This is a genomic window from Sinobacterium caligoides, from assembly GCF_003752585.1.
Classification (GTDB): Bacteria; Pseudomonadota; Gammaproteobacteria; order Pseudomonadales; family Sinobacteriaceae; genus Sinobacterium; species Sinobacterium caligoides.
In genome coordinates, this window is sequence record NZ_RKHR01000004.1 from 326,288 (window position 1) to 347,811 (window position 21,524).

Annotated in this window: 16 protein-coding genes; 6 read left to right on the forward strand and 10 right to left on the reverse strand. The window is 50.3% G+C overall.

Annotated features, from left to right (window positions below):
• Positions 1-3: 3 nt before the first annotated feature.
• Positions 4-1,149, reverse strand: a complete 1,146-nt coding sequence (locus EDC56_RS08140; RefSeq protein WP_425452462.1) for an isovaleryl-CoA dehydrogenase — start codon at positions 1,147-1,149, stop codon at positions 4-6.
• 204 nt (positions 1,150-1,353) lie between these two features.
• On the opposite strand from EDC56_RS08140, the gene EDC56_RS08145 reads away from it, so the two are divergent.
• From EDC56_RS08145 to EDC56_RS08155, 3 genes are all read left to right on the forward strand, one after another.
• Positions 1,354-1,950, forward strand: a complete 597-nt coding sequence (locus tag EDC56_RS08145) for a LemA family protein (RefSeq protein WP_123712048.1) — start codon at positions 1,354-1,356, stop codon at positions 1,948-1,950.
• 74 nt (positions 1,951-2,024) lie between these two features.
• Positions 2,025-3,902 carry a M48 family metallopeptidase gene (locus EDC56_RS08150; RefSeq protein ID WP_123712049.1) on the forward strand — a complete coding sequence of 626 codons (1,878 nt, stop codon included), beginning with the start codon at positions 2,025-2,027 and terminating at the stop codon, positions 3,900-3,902.
• Positions 3,903-3,929: 27 nt separating this feature from the next.
• Complete coding sequence (locus EDC56_RS08155) at positions 3,930-5,411, forward strand: AAA family ATPase (protein WP_123712050.1); 1,482 nt, start codon at positions 3,930-3,932, stop codon at positions 5,409-5,411.
• A gap of 167 nt (positions 5,412-5,578) precedes the next feature.
• Here EDC56_RS08155 and EDC56_RS08160 read toward each other — a convergent pair whose 3' ends face one another.
• Together EDC56_RS08160 and speB are read right to left on the reverse strand one after the other, a co-directional pair.
• Entirely contained in the window at positions 5,579-6,289 is a 711-nt protein-coding gene (locus tag EDC56_RS08160) for a transporter substrate-binding domain-containing protein (RefSeq protein WP_123712051.1), read from the reverse strand.
• Between the two features lie 276 nt (positions 6,290-6,565).
• Positions 6,566-7,477: an agmatinase gene (speB, locus tag EDC56_RS08165; protein WP_123712052.1), complete on the reverse strand. Its 912-nt coding sequence runs from the start codon at positions 7,475-7,477 to the stop codon at positions 6,566-6,568.
• Between the two features lie 351 nt (positions 7,478-7,828).
• On the opposite strand from speB, the gene EDC56_RS08170 reads away from it, so the two are divergent.
• Positions 7,829-9,319, forward strand: coding sequence for an aldehyde dehydrogenase (locus EDC56_RS08170; protein WP_123712847.1), 1,491 nt, complete (start codon positions 7,829-7,831; stop codon positions 9,317-9,319).
• Positions 9,320-9,445: 126 nt separating this feature from the next.
• Here EDC56_RS08170 and EDC56_RS08175 read toward each other — a convergent pair whose 3' ends face one another.
• The 7 genes from EDC56_RS08175 to EDC56_RS08210 all read right to left on the reverse strand — a co-directional run bounded on the left by EDC56_RS08175 (position 9,446) and on the right by EDC56_RS08210 (position 19,162).
• A complete protein-coding gene (locus EDC56_RS08175) occupies positions 9,446-9,919 on the reverse strand; it encodes a hypothetical protein (protein WP_123712848.1) in 474 nt (157 codons plus the stop codon).
• 450 nt (positions 9,920-10,369) lie between these two features.
• Complete coding sequence (locus EDC56_RS08185) at positions 10,370-14,359, reverse strand: YhdP family protein (RefSeq protein WP_123712054.1); 3,990 nt, start codon at positions 14,357-14,359, stop codon at positions 10,370-10,372.
• Positions 14,360-14,392: 33 nt separating this feature from the next.
• On the reverse strand, positions 14,393-15,865 hold the full coding sequence (rng, locus tag EDC56_RS08190) for a ribonuclease G (protein ID WP_123712055.1): 1,473 nt from the start codon (positions 15,863-15,865) through the stop codon (positions 14,393-14,395).
• A gap of 111 nt (positions 15,866-15,976) precedes the next feature.
• Positions 15,977-16,582, reverse strand: a complete 606-nt coding sequence (locus EDC56_RS08195) for a Maf family protein (RefSeq protein ID WP_123712056.1) — start codon at positions 16,580-16,582, stop codon at positions 15,977-15,979.
• 2 nt (positions 16,583-16,584) lie between these two features.
• Entirely contained in the window at positions 16,585-17,067 is a 483-nt protein-coding gene (gene mreD / locus EDC56_RS08200) for a rod shape-determining protein MreD (RefSeq protein ID WP_123712057.1), read from the reverse strand.
• On the reverse strand, positions 17,064-17,945 hold the full coding sequence (gene mreC, locus EDC56_RS08205) for a rod shape-determining protein MreC (RefSeq protein ID WP_123712058.1): 882 nt from the start codon (positions 17,943-17,945) through the stop codon (positions 17,064-17,066). The genes mreD and mreC overlap by 4 nt, the downstream gene beginning before the upstream one ends.
• A gap of 179 nt (positions 17,946-18,124) precedes the next feature.
• On the reverse strand, positions 18,125-19,162 hold the full coding sequence (locus EDC56_RS08210; protein ID WP_123712059.1) for a rod shape-determining protein: 1,038 nt from the start codon (positions 19,160-19,162) through the stop codon (positions 18,125-18,127).
• 520 nt (positions 19,163-19,682) lie between these two features.
• Between EDC56_RS08210 and gatC the strand changes: the two genes are divergently transcribed.
• Both gatC and gatA read left to right on the forward strand, forming a co-directional pair.
• Positions 19,683-19,970 carry an Asp-tRNA(Asn)/Glu-tRNA(Gln) amidotransferase subunit GatC gene (gene gatC, locus EDC56_RS08215; protein WP_123712849.1) on the forward strand — a complete coding sequence of 96 codons (288 nt, stop codon included), beginning with the start codon at positions 19,683-19,685 and terminating at the stop codon, positions 19,968-19,970.
• A gap of 87 nt (positions 19,971-20,057) precedes the next feature.
• Entirely contained in the window at positions 20,058-21,515 is a 1,458-nt protein-coding gene (gene gatA / locus EDC56_RS08220; RefSeq protein WP_123712060.1) for an Asp-tRNA(Asn)/Glu-tRNA(Gln) amidotransferase subunit GatA, read from the forward strand.
• The last annotated feature ends 9 nt before the right edge of the window (positions 21,516-21,524 follow it).

The following is a 21,524-nucleotide window of genomic DNA, read 5'->3' on the forward strand; positions in this document are numbered from 1 at the left end:
CAGCTAACCCTCCAGGTTAAGCTCGCGACCAATTAACATACGACGTATCTCTGACGTACCGGCACCAATCTCATACAACTTCGCATCGCGTAACAGCCGTCCTGCAGGATAGTCGTTGGTATAACCGTTACCACCCAACAGTTGAATTGTATCGAGGGCGCACTGCGTTGCCTGTTCCGCACAATACAAGATCAAAGCCGCGGCATCTTTACGACTGACACTACCGCCGTCACAGGCTCTTGCCACTGCGTACAGGTAGCTGCGGCAGGCTGAGCAGCGTGCGTAGAGGTCTGCCATTTTGCCTTGCACCAACTGAAACTGCGCAATAGGGCGATCGAATTGACGCCGCTGGTTAACATAGGGAAGAGCAACATCGAGACAAGCTTGCATGATACCAACGGGCCCACCGCTAAGTACCACTCTTTCATAGTCCAACCCGCTCATCAACACGCGGACACCGGCGCTTAACTCACCTAATATTTGCTGCTTAGGTACCCGACAATTTTCGAAGATTAATTCACAGGTATTAGAGCCACGCATACCCAATTTATCGAGCTTATTACCACAACTAAAGCCCGGCATATCTGCGGTAATGATGAAGGCACTGATCCCCTTAGCGCCCCTCCCCGGCTCAGTCTTGGCATAGACAATAAGCACATCGGCATCGGGACCATTAGTAATCCACATCTTCGCACCGTTTAACACATAGTGATCGCCAACGGCTTCTGCCCGTAGCTGCATACTGACCACATCGGAACCAGCCTCTGTCTCACTCATCGCCAACGCACCGACATGTTCACCGCTAATCAACTTTGGCAAGTAGCTGTGGCGCTGCTCCTCGCTGCCATGGCGATATAGCTGATTCACACAAAGATTAGAATGCGCACCATAGGAAAGCCCTACCGAAGCAGAGGCGCGGCTGATCTCTTCCATCGCCACACTGTGGGCCAAATAACCCATGCCAGCGCCACCATATTGCTCATCAACCGTGATACCCAGCAAACCTAACTCCCCCATGCGCCGCCACAGGTGGCGCGGAAAGTCATTTTGTCGATCAATCTCTACTGCCAACGGTGCCAGCTCGGCACTCGCGAAGCGTCGTACCTGCTCCCTCAGCAGATCGGTAGTTTCACCCAGGCAAAAATCCATCTCCCTCATGCTCTCCCTCCGCTCAGTCACTCCCTCAAATTATCGGTTCACCAATTCTACTTACATTGCATACGCTTAGTATCAGCATAGCAGGCCCAAGACACTTGTATGCATCCTGTCTTAAGCAATCGTCACCGATTGCCAGTCACAATGAAATATGCTCTAGTAAGACACTCATCAAGACTGTTTCTATAGGGAAAGTTCATGGATCTAAGTACCATTATCACTCTCGTGATCATTGCCGCGATCGCCTTCTATATTGCCGGCATTTATAACAAGTTAGTCACGCTAAAAAATCGCTATCAAAATGGTTTTGCACAAATTGAAGTGCAGCTAAAGCGACGCTACGACCTCATTCCCAACCTCATCGAAACCGCCAAAGGCTATATGAAACACGAGAGTGAAACGCTTGAGGCCGTTGTTCAGGCTCGTAACGAAGCGGCCTCTATATTAAAAACCGCTGCCTCAGACCCTTCCAACACACAAGCCATGGGTAAGCTTGCTGGTGCCGAGGGCGCATTACAAAGTGCCATGGGCAAACTCAACGTGGTCATGGAAGCCTATCCCGACCTCAAAGCAAACCAAAATATGATGCAGCTTTCTGAAGAGCTCACCAGCACCGAGAACCGCGTCGCTTTCGCCCGCCAAGCTTTCAACGATGCCGTTATGGGTTATAACAGCTATCGTCAATCTTTCCCCCCTGTCGTCTTTGCCACACGCTTTGGTCACCCAAGCGATGCTCAACTACTAGAGTTCGACGATAGCCCACAAATACAAGCTGCACCGAAAGTGTCCTTCTAAAGGGCTCTTTCTATTTTGTTTGTGACAAAGCCAACTTTTTAGCCCAAAAAATCATAATAACGACCAGAAGTACTATGGATTTTTTTACCCAACAAGATCGGGCACGCCGCCACAGTTTTAGGCTAGTGGGTCTGTTTGTGCTCGCCGTTCTTGCCCTCATTCTCATCACTAACCTCGCTGTTGCAGCCACCTTTGGCATGCTGCTAAATAACACCAATAGCGCTACCAACTTTTATGATTACTTTAATTGGCAAAGTTTCATTAATATCAGCCTTGGCGTCAGTGGCGTCATCGGTTGCGCTATCGCTTTCAAGTGGTGGCAGCTAGGTAGTGGTGGTAGAGCTGTAGCTGAGTCCCTTGGCGGCGAACGGATTGCCCCCAACAGCAATGACGATCAACAACGTCGTATCCTCAATGTCGTTGATGAAATGGCCCTCGCCGCCAACATGCCAGTACCACCTGTCTACCTGCTCGCCCACGAGCCCGGCATTAACGCTTTCGCCGCCGGTAATACACCAGCTGATGCTGTTATAGGCATCACCGCAGGTGCCCTACAGCAGTTCAACCGAGACCAACTCCAAGGCGTCATTGCCCACGAGTTTAGCCATATACTTAACGGCGATATGCGACTCAATATCCGCCTTATTGCCCTATTACACGGCATCCTCTTTATCGGTATGATGGGCGAGTTCCTTATTCACGGCAGTGCCTTCAGCTCACGCAATCGCGACAGTGATAACAAAGGCGCACAACTCGGTTTAATATTCATTGTCATCGGCTGGCTCGGCGGCTTCTTCGGACGACTCATTAAAGCCGCAGTAAGCCGTCAACGTGAATTCCTTGCAGACGCCTCGGCGGTACAATTTACACGTAACCCTGATGGTATAGCGGATGCGCTCAAGATCATCGGCGGCTACAGCCCTGGCGCAGAACTCAATAACCCGAACTCCGAACAAGCCAGCCACCTTTTCTTTGGCCAAGCCTTGAAAAAACTACGCCCCAGCTTCGCCACCCACCCCAGCCTCGACGAGCGTATCAAACGTATTCAACCCTACTGGGATGGCCGCTTTATTATCAGAGCGAGCGATACTATTTGCAGTCATGCCGAGAACACTGACAAGAGTAACAGCCATACCGAGAACAGTGGCAAAAGCAGCGATGCCAGTGATCTCATGGGGGGGGCAGCAACATTCATAGTCAACACCGCAGCTCACCAAGCCGGCACTACGGCACAATTGCGGCACCAACTACGGGAACCCTTACACGCGTGCGCTTTCGTCTACGCCCTGTTACTTGACGATAATGCCGATCTCCGACAACAACAACTCAACTACATTCCACGAGCGAATATCGTCGGCCTCGACACGCTTGCTTTACAGCTCAAACCGATTATCAATGCCCTGCCACAGGCCTCGCGCCTACCGTTGATCGAGACTGCCATGCCCGCACTTAAGTGTATGTCACCGGAACAATACCGCACCTATAAAAAGGTCATGCTGCTATTAATCCGCTGTGACCAGCAGTACACAATGCTGGAATGGTGCCTCTTTCAGCTAGTCAATCATTACATGGAAAGTGAGTTCAACAGCAAATCTCAAAGCAAAGCAAAGTACAAACGAGCCGATGACGTCGCCGAGGCCTTCCAGACAGTCCTCTCTGTACTGGCTAAACAGGGCCACGACGATGACAATAGTGCTGAGCAGGCATTTAACCGTGGCGCCAGCACCGCAGGCCTTCACAATATTAAACGTCAGTCGCTGACAAACTTTCAATTCGAAGACTTTATCAAAGCTGCCAATCAGCTCGCCAATTGCTACCCACTGCTAAAGCCAAAGCTCATTAAAGGGTTCGTCGATTGTGCGCGCTACGACACTATCATCAGCGCCGACGAGCAGGAGATTATCGCCGCCCTCAGTGCCGTGATGGACTGCCCCAGTCCCAGCCTGACGTAGAATATTAAATTAAAGAGCCCTTATAATATGCTTAAAGACAGCCGTGACCTTGCGCTCATCATCAACTCTAAAGTCCCACTAATACGCCTAGAGAGCTTCGAAGAGGAGCGTGCCCTACAACTACTAACACGTGTGGGGATCAGCCAGTCACTGCCACTATATTGCTGGTCGGTCACCGAGGGCTTACAGCGGCTTGGTTTCGGCCTTGAGGTTGGAAATCAACAACACCAAGAGCCTGACGAGGTACTCGAGCACATAAAAAAAAGCCGACAGCCCTCACTCTTCGTGCTCTGTGATTTCCACCCTTACTTACATAACACACCGAAGATCTCTCGACTGCTGAAGGACATCGCAATGAGGCATGCAACGACACCTCATACCGTCGTCTTGCTCAGTCACAGCATTGAACTCCCCCCTGAGCTAAATCGTTTTAGTGCTTACTTCAAACTCTCTCTGCCCGATGATGCGGACATCCAAAAACTCATCCGTGCCGAAGCAAAGCATTGGAGCAAACAGAATCCCGGCAGCAGAGTACGTAGTGACAACGCCACTATGCGTAAGTTAGTCAGCAACCTACGAGGCATGACTAACGAAGATACCAAACGTCTCATCCGTGGCGTCATCTACGACGACGGCGCGATCACAGAAGAAGATATCCCCGAGCTCAACAAAGCCAAGTTTGAGCTAATGGATATGCAGGGGGTATTGAGCTTCGAATACGATACTGAGAAATTCTCCGATGTCGGTGGGTTGAATAACCTTAAAAAATGGTTGCAACAACGTCAGCAAGCTTTTCTCAACCAACAAGAGGCCACCATCGACGCCCCACGTGGCATTTTATTACTTGGCATCCAAGGTGGCGGCAAGAGCCTGGCCGCCAAGGCAGTCGCAGGCTTATGGGGACTCCCCTTGCTGCGACTCGACTTTGGTGCCCTCTACAACAAATTTATTGGCGAATCAGAGAAAAACCTTCGCGAAGCACTACAGCAAGCAGGGCTCATGTCGCCCTGCGTACTGTGGCTCGACGAACTTGAAAAAGGGTTGGCCAATAGTGACAGTGACGACGGGGTTAGCCGTCGTATTCTCGGCACCTTATTGACCTGGATGTCTGAGCACAAGGATCCGGTCTTTTTGGTCGCTACCAGCAACGACATCAGCGCCCTCCCCGCCGAACTCGTGCGCAAAGGACGCTTCGATGAAATATTTTTTGTCGACTTACCCGACCACGAAGTGAGGAGAGATATCTTTAATATTCACTTACAACGCCGGCAGCTACCTTTAGACCGTTTCGACCTAGAGGCGCTTAGCGAATTAAGTGAGGGTTTCACAGGCGCCGAGATTGAGCAAGCTGTCGTCTCTGGACTATATAGCGCTGCAGCACGACAGCAGCCTTTAGACACCGACTTGTTAAGCCACGAACTTATTTCCACCAACCCGCTCAGTGTTACCATGGCAGAGCCCATTGCCAAACTGAGACACTGGGCCGAAGAACGAACCGTCATCGCCTAAGCGACGGCTGCACCAACAATACAGCGAGGGAAAGCTTGCGATCACCAGCGTGGGTCGACAAGCTTCTGGCAATAAGCCTCAACTCAGCATAAGTGTTACAGCACAGCAGTCACCACTCTCGACCACTTACTCCCGACGATAGATTGTAGCTTCCGCTTAAAGCGTCCCTACTTTTTCTTTTTATAACTATTGAGCCACCGGTTAAACTGCCCTCTTAATTCAGTTTCGTCATCGCGAAACATAAAGGCTTTTTCACCTTTTTTAAGCAGCCAATTTGGCGCTGCGGCACATAGGCCTGACTGCTGATTTTGCTTATAAGTAGCCTCAATAGAATCAGTAAACATGACATCGGCCTGATGGTTCAACAGATATTCAAAAGGCTGGTGGTTATCCTCTACGACAACAAGCTTCGCGTGGTGAATGATATCTCGAGCTAGCTTCTCGTTGGTGCCACCAGGGTTCTCAACAACAGTAATTCCTGGCCGATCAATCTGTGACAGCTGACTAAACTTTTTCTCTTCACCACAGCGAACAAGCGGCGTCTTGCCAAAGACCCGCAGTGGATCTGAAAAAATAAAAGTCTTCTGACGTTGCTCTGTTATCGTAATCCCTCCGACCGCAAGCTGAAATTTACCCTCAGCAAGGTCGGCAGAGAGATTAGGCCACGTGGTACGCACTATTTTTAATTCATAGCCATATTCTTCAGCGAAAGCTTTAACTAACGCTACAGATTGCCCAGTGTATTGGTCACTTTCTGCGTTATACCAGGTTAGAGGTTTATAGTCTCCCGTTGTTCCCACGGTCAACACCTCTGCTTTCACTGGCAGCGCTCCTACCAACCCAAAAGCTATCATCGCAATCGCTAAATTTTTTCTCATACCACCCCTCGAATACTGCCTTTTTCATAGACACAAGAATAAGCCTCTAGCCAAACACTAGAGAAACTCACACTAACATGGTGACATGACGAAAAATCCTTCAGTAATATTAAATATTTATTATTATTTTGTAACAGAGTTTCATTGAGGTGTATAAACCTTATCAAAATAAGGTCAACATATTCACGGTATAGCCTAGGGCAGCAGTAGCGCTCAACTCTGTTGCGACCAATGAGCTAAAGCGAATAATGCAGCCTCCAGTAACATCAAGAAAACTTATTCACTGACAAACAGGTGTAACATTTCCAGTGCTAATGTTGCACCGGCTAAGGCGGTAATGTCCGACTGGTCATAGCAGGGCGCCACTTCTACCACATCCGCTGCGACAATATTCACCCCTGCCAAGCCGCGAATGATTTTTAGTGCCAAGTCACTCGTTAAGCCACCAATCACCGGTGTCCCAGTACCCGGAGCATAGGCTGGGTCCAAGCAGTCAATATCGAAGGTCAGGTAAACAGGTAAATCGCCGACACGAGCTTTAATTTGCTGAACGATCTGCTCTGCTTGAAGATCATTGGCAGTCGCCGCATCAATCACCGCAAATGGGTGATCGTCATAGCCATACTCCGTGCGAATCCCCACTTGAATAGAATGCTCAGTGTCGATCAGCCTCTCCTTAGGGGCGTGGTAAAACATGGTGCCATGATCGTATTCACTACCATCGGCATAGGTGTCGGTATGCGCATCAAAGTGAATTAGCGCCATCTTGCCGTGTACTTTATGAGCCGCCCGTAACAACGGCAAAGTCACAAAGTGGTCGCCACCAAAACTGACGAGCTTCTTACCCGCCGCTAGAATTCTACCGGCATCATGCTGCACTCGCTTAACCATATCAGCATCGTTGCCCGGCTGAAAGTCCACATCACCATAGTCGACCACTTGTAGACGATCAAATAAAACGAAGCGCCAGGGCCAACGTGCCTCCTCCCAACGCAAGCTAACACTCGCCTGACGGACACCATTAGGCCCAAAGCGTGTTCCAGGGCGACCCGTCGTCGCCATATCGTAGGGAATTCCCAGCACCACAGCATCGATATCGTCGGTCAGCTCTCGCGTTAAACGACGCCCCATATAAGAGAAGTTATTCGCATAAAGTGAAATATCACCAAAGATAGGACTGTCTGACATATCGGCCTCGTCGTCGTTAAAACGCTATCACCTCGTAACGGCACACTATAGCAAAGTTAAAGCTATGCTATTGATAACGGCCCGCTACACCGTGAGCAAAGTTAGCCCTTCGCTAACCTAGGCTAAGTATGTTGCCTACCCTAAGCCGAGGGTATACCACTTTAGTGATATTGTTTTTATGTCAATAAAGGATAGCCTAGGGGAGTTGATCATTTTATTGCATCTCGTCGTCATTTTATGCACTATGCTAACGATCTCGACGTTGAATATATTTTACACTCGTCAATATTATACCGAGACGATAATAACAATGCTATCGCTGCAGCATATACCGCAGCAATGGGAGAGGCTATGACAGATAAGACGAAGGCACAGTGGCAGACGATGGCCGACAAGCTCAAGATAGAGGCGCGCGCCTTTATTAACGGCCACTATGTTGATGCCCACGATGGCGCCACCCGTACCTGCTACAACCCCGCCACAGGCACCAAACTCGCCGACGTTGCCAATTGCGGCATCGACGATGCCGACCGTGCCGTCCAGGGTGCCCGCGACGCGTTTGAATCCGGCATCTGGAGCAAGCGGTCTCCCGATGCACGTCGCGCCGTCATGGTACGCTGGGCGCAGTTGCTGGAAGACAACGCCGACGAACTCGCGCTCCTAGAAACCCTCGATGTCGGCAAGCCAATCCGCGATACCACCGGCTCTGACGTCCCCGGCGCAATTCGCACTATTCGCTGGAGCGGTGAGGCTATCGACAAGATCTATGAGCAAGTCGCACCCACCTCACACGACACCATAGGGCTCGTCACCCGTATTCCTCTCGGCGTAGTCGCCGCCATCGTACCGTGGAACTTTCCACTGTCGACTACCGCCTGGAAATTAGGACCTGCGCTTGCCAGCGGTAACTCCGTTATTCTCAAGCCTGCCTCCAACACCCCGCTCACTGCCATCCGTATCGCAGGCCTAGCCAAAGAGGCCGGGTTGCCCGATGGCGTATTACAGGTGCTTCCTGGTCCTGGCAGCAGCATGGGAGCACACCTGGCGACACACATGGATATCGACGGCCTCACTTTCACCGGCTCGACCCCCATTGGCAAAAAACTACTAGAGTACTCAGGTCAATCTAACCTCAAGCGTGTCTTCAATGAGCTCGGTGGCAAAAGCCCTAACATCGTCTTTGCTGACGCCGACCTAGAAAAAGCGGCAGAAGCTGCTGCAATGGCTTGTTTCTATAACGGTGGCCAAACCTGCACCGCCGGCACCCGGCTGATTGTCGAAGAAAGCATTCACGACCGCTTTGTGGATATGGTCATCGAGGCCGCGAAAGCTTGGCAGCCCGGCGACATAATGGATCCAGCCACGGCCATGGGACCGATGATAGATCAAGGCCAATACGACACGGTAAAGGATTATATTGCCATCGGTGACAGCGAAGGCTGTACCCGCTACGGCGGTGATAGCAATATTTTCCCCGAGAGTGGCGGCCTATTCCTAGAGCCAGTTATATTCACAGGCGTCGACAATAGCATGCGTATTGCTCAAGAGGAGGTCTTTGGCCCAGTACTCGCCGTCATTCCTTTCAAAACGAAAGAAGAGGCTATTAACATCGCTAACGACTCTATCTACGGCCTTGGTGGCGCAATCTGGAGCCGAGATATCAGTAATGCTCTCAGTGTAGCCGAAGAAATTCGTGTCGGTACACTGGGCGTCAACAACTACTTCGGTGGTGACATCACAGTCCCCTTTGGCGGTTTCAAGCAGTCTGGTAACGGTCGCGACAAATCCATCCATGCCTTCGACGACTACACCGAGCTTAAAACCACTTGGATTGAACTCTAAGCCAAAAAGTTACTCCGTCTCACGCCAAGCGTCTCAACTTAGCGGGGAGTGTGTACCATAGATAACGAAAAACCCGCATGACAGTAATCAGGCGGGTTTTTTATAAAAAAAACTAGGTAACCGTAGTTACATGGGAGGCATCGCCCCCATAATCTCTCGATAGAGCTTACTATTTTTACCAATTTGTTTATGCTTTGCAAAAGTTGAAACTGCCATACGCCACGCTTCGTCCTTACCATGGGCATTAATCGAGAAGCTGGTACAGAGAATCTTACTCTCGAGCTCAGAGGCTATGCCTATTTGAAAAATCGGCGTCTTAGTACCGCTCTTCTCGGTTTTCACAAGATAGCTTATTCCCCTGACAGTGCCATCGCCGCGAAAGCAACGCTCTGCACGGTGGCGCTTTTTGGCGCGCTCCTGCTTTAGCTTTAACTCCTCATCACGCGCGATAGCAACCTTCTCAACGCCCTTCATCAGCCGCGGACCAATACGCTTACCGCCTTTCTTTAAAGAAAAGTACTCCTGAAATAGCTTCCCATCCACGGTACGTCGTACCCTATATCCATAGAAGGCATCATTATCTATTAACTTTACACTCATTACATTGCACCTTTTTCTAGCAAACTCAATTAGCTCCCCTGAATTACTCAGCACTATGGCCAAGCTCCTACCGCTCTCCTATAGCGGTCAACGCTTTTTATCTGCGTTGTCTAACATATTAGTAGAGCCAACAAATAAGTCAAAAAATAAATCGGCAATGAAATCAGCAATCAACAGCTGTCATAAAAAACACTCTGACTACATCTACAGAAAACACTTTACTACAGTAGATGAGCAGGACTACCTCCATAAAATGTATAATATGCTACTATACAAGACGTATATAAAGAATGGATTAGGTCGAGACAAGCACTATCAGCACAATAGTGCCGGCAAAGGAGTGCGAAATGATAGGGTCGCCGACTAACATCGGCCATTAGTAGCAGAGAAGTCGCACACGAAGAAGGGAGGTTTGCTGCAACAATTCGCCGAGCTCTCCACCCCTTTTCGCTATTTATCCTGCGGCAAAGCACTGTCCGTATTTTTCTTGCTTTCTACATCAAAGACTCTCTCGAACTTGAAGTTAGGGTCACTCCATGAACCATTGATTGAGTAGACCGCACTCGATAGAGAGTCCAGTTGGCTCTCGAACAACTTACTCGCCAGATAGACCCCTGCCGCTGCAGGTAACGCCGCGCCCCCTGTCGGGATTGCTCCAGCCAAGGCCACCACCCATGGAAGATTCGTCGTTATCGGCAAGGTGACCACTAGCTCCGCATCCACCTGCTCTTCTTTAAGGTCAAATAACCCTGATAACTTGAAGTCGCTCGACGGCCCATGCACCTGTAGCGGCTCATCAATCTGCATCAGCCCTTGCTTAAAATACACCGTGCCATCGACTTTATCGTAACTCAAACCTTTCTTATAAAGGTCGGAGAAATCTAACTGTAAACGCCTTGCAATATTAGCGAAGTTTAAAATCCCAAATAGCTTCAAGGCCTCTACAGGAGAGCCTGCGGTTTGAATAAACTGCCCCTCATCAAGATCCAGCGAAATACTACCATCGTAACGAGGTAGAGCCATTAGTACCGGCGAACCCTGCCAGCCTACCTGCGCATGAAAATCAGCAGATTCACTGGTAATCACCTTAGGTAATCCCCAGGCCTCAAGCACATCGCCTATATCATCAGCGCGCAACGCTCCTTTAAACTGCGTCGAATGATGGTCACCGTCACGCTGCCAGTTCAGCTGAGCTCCCTGCCCCTTTTCCATGCCCGCGATATTAACCCCTCTCAAGCTAGCCTCCAGCCCCTCAACTAAAACCCCCTGCTGAAAAGGCTTAGCATGAAACTTCCAGCGCCCATAATTCTCGCCATTAATGGTGACTGAGTTCATCACTACCTGCATAACAGGGAATCCTGCAGGGTCTATATTCTGCAAGGGATCCGCATCGTCAGCTTTTGTCGCCTCAATCGCTTTGACATCGACTGGATGCGTATCAGGCCCGCTCTGGCTCTCCAAGAATGGGTAGGCCAATCTATCAATATCAATTTTCAATTCATCTGAGTTATCTGACAACAACACCTTTGCCGCTACCTTCTCATTTTCAATCGAGATGTCCCAGCCACTCTCAGTCCTATTGATGATTGTTTCTGCACTCAATAGCGTTTGATTAAACATATTTAGACGATCAATGTTTAGCGCCATTACAAATTGAGCTGAAGGTTTAGTCACCACCTTCGGATTAGCCGCTTGCTCTGAGTGTTGAGCTGCCATGGCACGATAACGCGCTATAGCGTCTAACCAAGGACTTAGCGATAGCATTGGAACATGACCTGTAATGCGCAACCCATGCCGATGGCTCATAGGCTGCCATTGATTGCCTAGCTGTAAACCAGCCCTAGAAATATCCTTGCCTGCATATTGCAGCTGCAGCTGAGCTCTATCCTGTAAACTGAAGACGACTAGGCGTCCTTCACTCGTGACCGGAAGCTTAATTTTTAACGGCCATGATTGCTCTTTTTGCTTATGGTAGGGGGCGGGTAAATCGACCTCGAAGCCCTTGAGGTCACTCTCCACTATCAGTTCGCTCTGTTGTTGGCGTCTCTTACCTGGTGCTAGAGTTAACTCAGAACTAAACGCTGTCTGTCCCGACAAAAAACCCATAATAGGCTGTTTGGTCCATGCTCGCAGTTGCTCTGCACCGACGATGCCATGCCCTTGCAAGATAAAATTCTGCTGTTTCTTACCGTTCTCGCGTACATTTTTCGTCAGTAACACGGCCTCTACTGGCTGTTTCCATAACCGCCCCTTCAACCCCTGACTGCTCAAGCCTCTAACGGAGTTATAGTTTAGCGGGCCGTTAATTTTATCCAAATCCAAACCCAAGGTATCTATCGACACAGCGGTATTCCGAAGCTGTGCGACGACATCGACATAGGGTGACTGCTTGCCTTTAGTAAGCGGTAACGATAAATCTATTGCCGCGACAGTGTTACCACTCGCACGCCAGCCATCAAAGACATGCCCTGTCATCACAGCTAGCGGCGTCTCCTTAAACAAGCGCAATACTGAATGACTCTCTCCCGATAGCTTGCTCTTTACGGCTAGTACCAGATTGTCACGATCAGGCGACACCTTTACTTTAGCATCATGCAATTCAACGCCAAGAAGGCTGGCATGATCAACTCGCATCGCTGTATTATGATTATCGACATCAAGTCGGCCGGCAATACCCTGCAACATTGGCCACTGCTCTTGGAACTCTAACTGGCCACTATCCAGCGCCACCGCCAACTGTATGCTCTTACCAAAACCCGGCGTAAACTCACCGTGATAAATAAAGCCGGCTTCATTAATATGCCCCGCCTTAACCCCACGCTGTAACCAGTCGAGCAACGGCTTTGGCAAAACGTAGGGGATGAAGTTGTCGCGATATGAAGCTTCACTGTCACGTAAGCCCACCAGTAGCGACATCGTCGACGGATCAGGGTCTTCGTGTGTTTTAGCTAGATCAAGATCCAATTGTACCTTTGCCTCACCAAAGTCCGCACTCACGGCGATGGGCCCACTATTCACCGCGACACGATCACCCACATGCCATGCGACGCGCCCCTTTGCCTTGTCAAAAGATAACGCTTCATGATAAATCTTAGGAAAACTAAGCTGCAATGGCGTATCGTCTAAGTCAACAAAACCCGACAGAGTACCGGCCTGCAAATAGCCACTGAGTTGATTGGCACCTGGCGCACCTTTCCAGGACGATACCGCGACACCGCTCAACTCGGCCCTTAACAACAGACGATCAACAATCGCTTGTTTTGGTTGATACTGCCAGTGAAGGTTGTTCAGGTTGCCTTTAGGAGAGAGCGTCGTAAGCGCTTCTTCGGCCTTGCCCGAAAGTAGGCCAGCATCCAACACGGTCTGCGACAACACGCCAAGATCAACCGCCGAAACTGCGCCGGAAAAACCGTTATCAGGAGAGTAGGAGGCGCTAAAACGGTCGATAGCTAAGCTTTCAAACCAGTCTGTTTTTAGGTCACGCACATACAACTGCCATTCACCACCGGGCTTATAAGCTGCCGAAAATGAACCACCGAGCTGCATGATGACAGGCACAGGTTTAGTCGTTAAATTATTAATATCAAGGTGAGTAAAATCAACCTCACTGTTGGCGATCAGCCCTTCTTCGGCATCATAACTTACCAGCACTTTACCGGTGGCTAGCAACGAATTAGGGATATAGTGGGGCGCTAATGGCTGAAAGTAAGCTAGCTGCGCATCATTAAAACTAACCTCTGCGGTCATTTTCAAACGATCAGAGAAAAGGTCTCCATCACCCTCCAACTTGGCGACCAACGGCGTAAAACCATCATCCCCTGTGTTGATGGAAAGCTGCCCTTTTAATAGGTCATCACTTTGATGCACCTCTAATGTGAGATTGCCAAGCTCCAGCTTACGCCCATTATTGGCCAACAACTGAATATGGCTATTTTTAATAGTCAGCTGCTGAGACTCATCTAACATCTCACGTAAAGTCGCCAAACCATCAGAACGCCCTTTTTTAGGCTGCCGCCCTGGTAGAAAGCCTGGTAACCCCCAACTACCGTCAGCACGCTGCTTCAGTACAACCTTTACGCCACTGAGAGATAATCGGTCGAAGATAGGCTGACCATGAGAGAGCGAGGCAAGCGCAGCAAACTGCACAGACAACTCATCAACAACCAGTACTTCCTGCTGACCTGCGTCATTTGCGCCGTATAATCTAAAGCCCTCGACGGTAATGCCCGGTGAAAAAGCCTGCCAGTTACCCGACAGACCGGCAAGATCTATCTTCAAGCCAGTATTATCCGCGACTTGCTCAATAATCCACTGGCGATAATCAGTTAACTTCGGCAGGTAGTAACGACCGAGGCTAACATAGGCAGCCAGCGCAACAATTAAGAAGAACAGCAGCACTTTAAAGGAGCGGTAGGTACCTCCAATAACACGTTTAACCACGTTTAATCACTGTCCTTAACTGAGCTTGAGCCGTCATAACAAAACCACATCATATTGCTCTTGCTGATAGGGCGCCTCAACTTGAAAACGAATACTGGCATCAATAAACTCCTCAAGATCGGCCACGCTAGCCGAATCTTCGTCGAGCAACCGATCAATCACCAATTGCGACGCTAAGACTAAAAAGTCTCGCTTATCATAGGCCCGCGCCTCTCGCAGTATCTCGCGAAAAATCTCATAGCAAACCGTCTCTGCCGACTTCACGTAACCACGTCCTTCACAGACAGGGCAGCTTGAACATAACACGTGCTCTAAGCTCTCACGAGTGCGCTTACGCGTCATCTGTACTAAGCCAAGATCAGAGACACTCGATATCGCAGTCTTAGCATGATCGCGTTCTAAGACCTTTTCCAACGCCCGCAATAATTGTCGGCGATGCTCTTCATCTTTCATATCGATAAAGTCAATGATGATCATACCACCGAGGTTGCGCACACGTAGCTGTCTCGCCAGCGAAGTCGCCGCCTCAAGGTTTGTCTTAAAGATGGTCTCTTCAAGGTTCCTGTGACCAACAAAAGCGCCTGTATTGACATCAACAGTCGTCATCGCCTCAGTTTGATCGATGATCAAATAACCGCCAGATTTAAGCTGCACCTTTCTACTCAGTGCTTTTTGTATCTCATCTTCAACACTATAAAGATCAAAAATTGGCCGCTCCCCCCGATAATGCTCCAGGCGGTCCAATACATCAGGGACAAAATCTTGGCAAAACGCAACGGCAGCAGCGTAGGTTTCAGTCGAGTCGATACGGATCCGCTCAACCTCTGTACGCACCATGTCACGCATCACACGGATAGCCAGTGGTAAGTCTTCATAGATCGGAGAAGGAACTTTTGCCTCTGGCATGCGGCGTTCCAAACTCCCCCACAAGCGATAGAGAAATTGTATATCTGCACGTATCTCATGGTCACCGACACCTTCCGCTACTGTGCGAACAATAAAGCCCCCCTTAGCTTCCGGGTCTATTTCCTGAAGGCAGTCTTTCACTAAATCGCGCAGCCGGTTACGCTCGTCATTATCTTCGATGCGCTGAGATATACCAATGTGATCACTGCTCGGCATATACACCAAATAACGGGATGATACTGATAATTGCGTGGTAACCCGCGCACCCTTCGTACCCAGCGGGTCTTTAGCAACCTGCACGTAGAGTTTCTGCCCATCATGGACTAAGTCACGAATACTTGGCTCATCGCTGCGCTCAGCCGTCGTCAAGCCCCTGCCAACAATATCACTAGCATGAATAAAGCTGGCCCGCTCCAAGCCTATATCGACAAAGGCTGCCTGCATGCCGGGCAAAACCCTCACTACCTTACCGCAATATATGTTACCAACGATGCCACGACTTTCGGCCCGCTCGATGTAGACCTCTTGCAAGACGCCGTTTTCGACGACTGCAGCCCTTGTCTCTGAGGGCGTCACATTGATCAGTATCTCTTCGCTCATAACACTTAACCACCGGCAAACTATTCGATTTATTTCATTATCCAGAGTGCCATAATGCCAACAAGCTATCTCTGATACGACACAATATTTCTCATCACTTAAACTATCCGACTACAAACTGGGCCAACAAGTTATAGCAAACTTAGTCAGTATCTGCTCTGTTTCCAGTAGTGGTAGGCCAACAACACCGGTATAACTACCCTGTAAAGACGCCACAAACAAACTACCTTTGCCCTGGATCGCGTAACTACCCGCTTTATCACAGGGCTCACCGCTGAGCCAATATTGCTCGATCTCATGTTGCTTAATAACTCTAAAACTCACTCGACTTACACTGACGCAACAATGCTCTTGCTTACCATCTAACACCGCGACACTCGTCATCACTTGATGCTCTCGCCCTGATAATAATCGCAACATCCTCTCACTGTCTGCAAAGTCGAGCGGCTTCCCAAGAATCTCACCATCGACCACCACAGCGGTATCCGAGCCCAATACAGGCTTTAGAGGCAACGACTGTTCAAGCTGCATTGCCAAGCCAACACTAGCCTTCGCCAATGCCAGACGCTCGACGTACTGCTGAGCGAGTTCCCCCTCCTTTGGCGTCTCATCAACAGCGCCACTCAGGCGTCTGAAGTCGACACCTGCCTGCTTCAACAACTCACCTCGACGCGGCGAGTTTGAGGCAAGGTACAACTGAAAATCATCATCGGACATATTCAGCTCACCCTAAAGCGACGCCTCAACGCCCGCATAGACAACATAAACCAAGGCCAAATCAGCGCGCTACATAGCGAGGACAGAAGAAACTGCAGTGTTGGCACATCATGATTACTAAAACTCTCCAGCCAACGCGCCAGCATCTCCCCAAGACCGACCAAAATAAAGACCAATCCCGCCTGCTGCCATAGCGAGTAGTTGCGCATACGTTGATACAACATCAGGCAGATATAGGCAACCACCAACAAGGAGAGCGTATTCACTCCGAGAACCACACCCAATAATGCGTCTTGCAACAGCCCGACAATAAACGCTACTCCCAAACCGACACGATGAGGCAGCGCCAACACCCAATAAATCAGCACCAGCATCACCCACTCGGGGCGCGCCCAAACAAGCCACGCGGGCACGGGCATAACGGCCAATATAAAAGCTAGAATAAACGTCAGCGCGATGACCCAGGTACCATTCGAGTCAATCACGGCACCACCACTGGCGGTTTCGTCACTTCCTCAGGCGCCACTTCTTCAGGCTGGTGAAAGACCAACAACACATGGCGAGTACGGTCAAGCTGAGCGATGGGGGTCGCCTTCACTGCCATAAATGAACGACCTGGGTCATGTATCACAGAGCTCACTCGAGCAACCGGATAACCCTGCGGAAAACGATTACCCAAACCAGAACTGACTAACAGGTCACCCTCTTGAATATCGGTGGTAGCCGCTACATGACGTAGCTCTAACTCATCCAGTAGACCATCGCCTTCAGCAACCGCACGCACACCGTTGCGATTAACCTGCACCGGGATTGCATGGGAACTATCGGTAATCATCAACACCCGGCTAGACCATGGTGTCACCTCGATGACCTGACCTAGGACACCCCGTGATTCCAACACTGGCTGCCCGACATAAACACCACCTTCAGCCCCTTTATTTATCACCATTGTGTGACTCTGCGGGTTTGGTGATACACCAATCACCTCTGCCACCACAACATCGTTACGCAGCAACGCTGATGAATTAAGTAGTTCTCGCAGACGAACATTCTCAGCTGCCAATGCCGCTAGTTTTAACACCCTACCTCGTAGAACCAGCGATTCAGCCTTCAGTGCATCATTTTCTTCGATCAGCATCGAACGACTCTTTGTATGCTCCTTACCCCAGCCAGCAAATCGCTTCGGTAAGTCCGTCAACCAATAGGTCGGCGCTGTAGCCGTAGAGAGGACATAACGAACAATACCGAGCTTATCGGTACGGTAATCCATTACCACCAAAACAATTGCGATAATGACCAGTAAAGTGAATCTACCGCGCAGTGATGACTCACTGCCAAATAATGGTTTAATGACGTTACCCATCCCAAACTTAGCCCTAGAACTAAGCTATCGAATTAAGTGAATTTTATAAATATAACTTAGCACTATAAACACAACAAAGGCCGGTATTAAACCAGCCTTTGTTGGGGGACAAACAATGTTAATGGCGAGCTACAACTAATCGTTATTTCAGCTCAGTTACTACAGTTGCCCCGCAGTGACTAATCCGTGGATAGTAGATCTAGACTGTGCAAGTCCATAATCTCTAGCGCTCTACCGCCTCCACGAGCCACACATGTCAATGGTTCATCAGCAACAATAACTGGCAGCCCCGTTTCCTCTGACAGCAATTTATCCAGGTCACGCAATAACGCACCACCACCGGTCAAGACAATACCGGTCTCGGCGATGTCTGAAGCAAGTTCAGGAGGAGATTGCTCGAGCGCGCCCTTAACCGCTTGTACGATACTCGCCAACGGATCGAGCAAGGCATCACGAATTTCATCACTATTCAGCGAGAAGCTGCGCGGTATCCCCTCGGCCAAATTGCGGCCACGAACATCGATCTCGCGAACATCTTCACATGGGAAAGCCGAGCCAATCTCAGTCTTAATACGCTCCGCTGTCGCATCACCAATCAAACTGCCGTATTGGCGACGCACATAGGAAACAATGGCCTCGTCGAAACGGTCACCACCAATACGGACAGACTCCGCATAGACCACTCCATTTAAAGAAAGGATTGCGATTTCAGTCGTACCACCACCGATATCAACAACCATCGAGCCCGTTGCCTCCTCAACACGAAGGCCTGCACCGATGGCTGCCGCCATAGGCTCTTCGATCAAGCGTACCTCGCGAGCGCCAGCACTCAGGGCCGATTCACGAATGGCGCGACGCTCCACTTGTGTTGACTGACAGGGCACGCAAACCAGCACTCGAGGGCTTGGACGCATGAAGCTGTTCTCGTGTACCTTGGCGATGAAGTGCTGCAGCATTTTCTCCGTCACCTGAAAGTCGGCAATAACTCCATCTTTCAGTGGGCGAATCGCCGTAATATTACCAGGGGTACGCCCCAGCATACGCTTGGCATCTGAACCAACAGCCTCGATCATCTTCTGGCCGTTGTGATGACGGATCGCGACGACAGAGGGCTCGTCGAGGACAATGCCCTGATCACGCACGTAAATCAGCGTGTTTGCCGTACCTAAATCAATCGACAAATCGTTAGAGAATAGACCGCGAATTCGCTTTAACATTGCTTTGGTTTACCTTACCTGACTGGGTGGAGCAGCATCAGCGCCACAGGGCCTGAATGCAAAATTAGGGTATTTATCTAGCCGACCACGACCTTTATTGCCTACTTTTTCGCCAGCAACTACTCCATCGGCAGTAACTACACGCCCGGCGAAAGCTACACCTATATTGCCCGTGAAATGTTGGGGCCAGCATGCGAGCAATCTAACGACTAGCGAATGGAGCAAAGAACAATTATGACACTTCTACGAAATAGACAGCAAAATCGTAGGAAAGATCAGTAAATTTTGTCAATTTGCACCATTACTTGCAATAATAGTGGGTCATTACTAGAAACTCCGCCACTTTAGCAACGGCGGGGTTTTTGAGCAAGCCAGAAATATGGTAACTTTAGCGGTTTGTAGCATCGGCACACAGTTTTAAACGATTACGAGAAACAGATCATTACTCATTCAGTTAATGAATGATGATCTTCGTCATGTTTACACGCCACCAGCGAATATCAGCGGAGAAAAGACCCCCATGGCAATCGACCAGAATGAGATCGAAAAAGTTGCCCGCCTATCACGCATCAAGCTCGATGCGGAAATGGCGCAAGATGTCACCAAGAAGGTTGGCAGTATCTTGCAGATGATCGATCAGATGCAGAGTACCGATACCCACAATGTCGAGCCTATGGCCAACCCCTTGGATGCCTGTCAGCGCCTGCGTGCCGACGTCATCACCGAGACCAACCAGCGCGAACGCAATCAAGCTGTAGCACCTAGCGTCGAGAACGGCCTCTATCTGGTCCCCAAGGTGATCGAGTAAACAACTGCTTTTAATGATCAAGACGCCGTTAGCCAACGATTACTTCGGGTCGCGCCTACGCCCACTGAATACTGAGACAGACAGACTATGCATACATTAACCGTCGCCCAAATTATGGCGGGTCTAAAGAGCAAAGCGTTTTCCAGCGTCGAACTCACCCAGCACTATCTACAGCGCATCGCCGCACTCGACGGCCGCTACAACAGCTACATTTCCGTCACGACTGAGCAAGCCCTTGCCCAAGCCAAGGTTGCAGACCAAGCCATCGCCAGCGGTAATGCCGGCCCCCTTACCGGTGTCCCTATCGCCCACAAGGATATTTTCTGCACCGAAGGTGTCCGCACCAGCTGTGGCTCTAAGATGCTCGATAACTTCCTGCCACCTTACAACGCCACCGTCGTCGAAAAATTCAACAACGAGGGGATCGTCACTCTCGGCAAGACCAACATGGATGAGTTCGCTATGGGCTCAACCAACGAGAGCAGCTTCTACGGCGCCAGCAAAAACCCCTGGGACACGAATATGATACCCGGCGGCTCCTCCGGCGGCTCTGCTGCTGCCGTCGCCGCCTTGCTCGCCCCCGCCGCGACAGGCACCGACACCGGCGGCTCGATTCGTCAGCCCGCCGCCATGTGCGGTATCACCGGTCTGAAACCAACCTATGGTCGTGTCTCTCGTTTCGGCATGATTGCTTTCGCCTCAAGCCTTGACCAGGGTGGCCCGATGACCCGTACGGCTGAGGACGCAGCCATTCTGCTCAACGCCATGGCCGGCGTAGACTACAAAGACTCGACGTCTCTAGAGGTACCGACAGAGGATTACACGGTCAAGCTGAACCAGCCTCTTAGTGGTCTAAGAATCGGCCTACCGAAAGAATACTTTAACGCCGCCGGCCTCAACCCTGCTGTTGCAGAGTCGGTACGCCAAGCTATCAAGGTCTATGAGTCGCTAGGCGCTACCGTCAAGGAGATTAGCCTCGGTAACACCGAACTGGCAATTCCAGCCTACTACGTTATCGCCCCCGCCGAGGCCAGCACCAACCTCAGCCGCTTCGACGGCGTCCGCTATGGCCACCGCTGTGACAACCCTGTCGATCTCGAAGACCTTTACACTCGCTCCCGTGCCGAAGGCTTTGGGCCCGAGGTGCAGCGACGCATACTTATCGGCTCCTACGTATTGTCTGCTGGTTTCTACGATGCCTATTATCGCAAGGCACAACAGATTCGTCGCCTGATCAAGGACGACTTCGTCAGCGCCTTTAACGACGTCGACGTGATTATGAGCCCCACTGCCCCCAACCCTGCGTTCAAGATTGGCGAGATGAGCGACGACCCTGTCACCATGTACGCCGAGGACATCTTCACTATCGCCGTCAACATGGCCGGCCTACCGGGCATGTCGATTCCCTGTGGTAACGTCGATGGACTCCCTGTCGGCTTGCAACTCATTGGCAACTACCTCGCTGAGAGCCAATTATTGAACTGTGCTCACATGTTCCAGCAAGCGACAGACTTCCACACTCAAACCGCCGCAGATCTAGACTAGGAAAACACT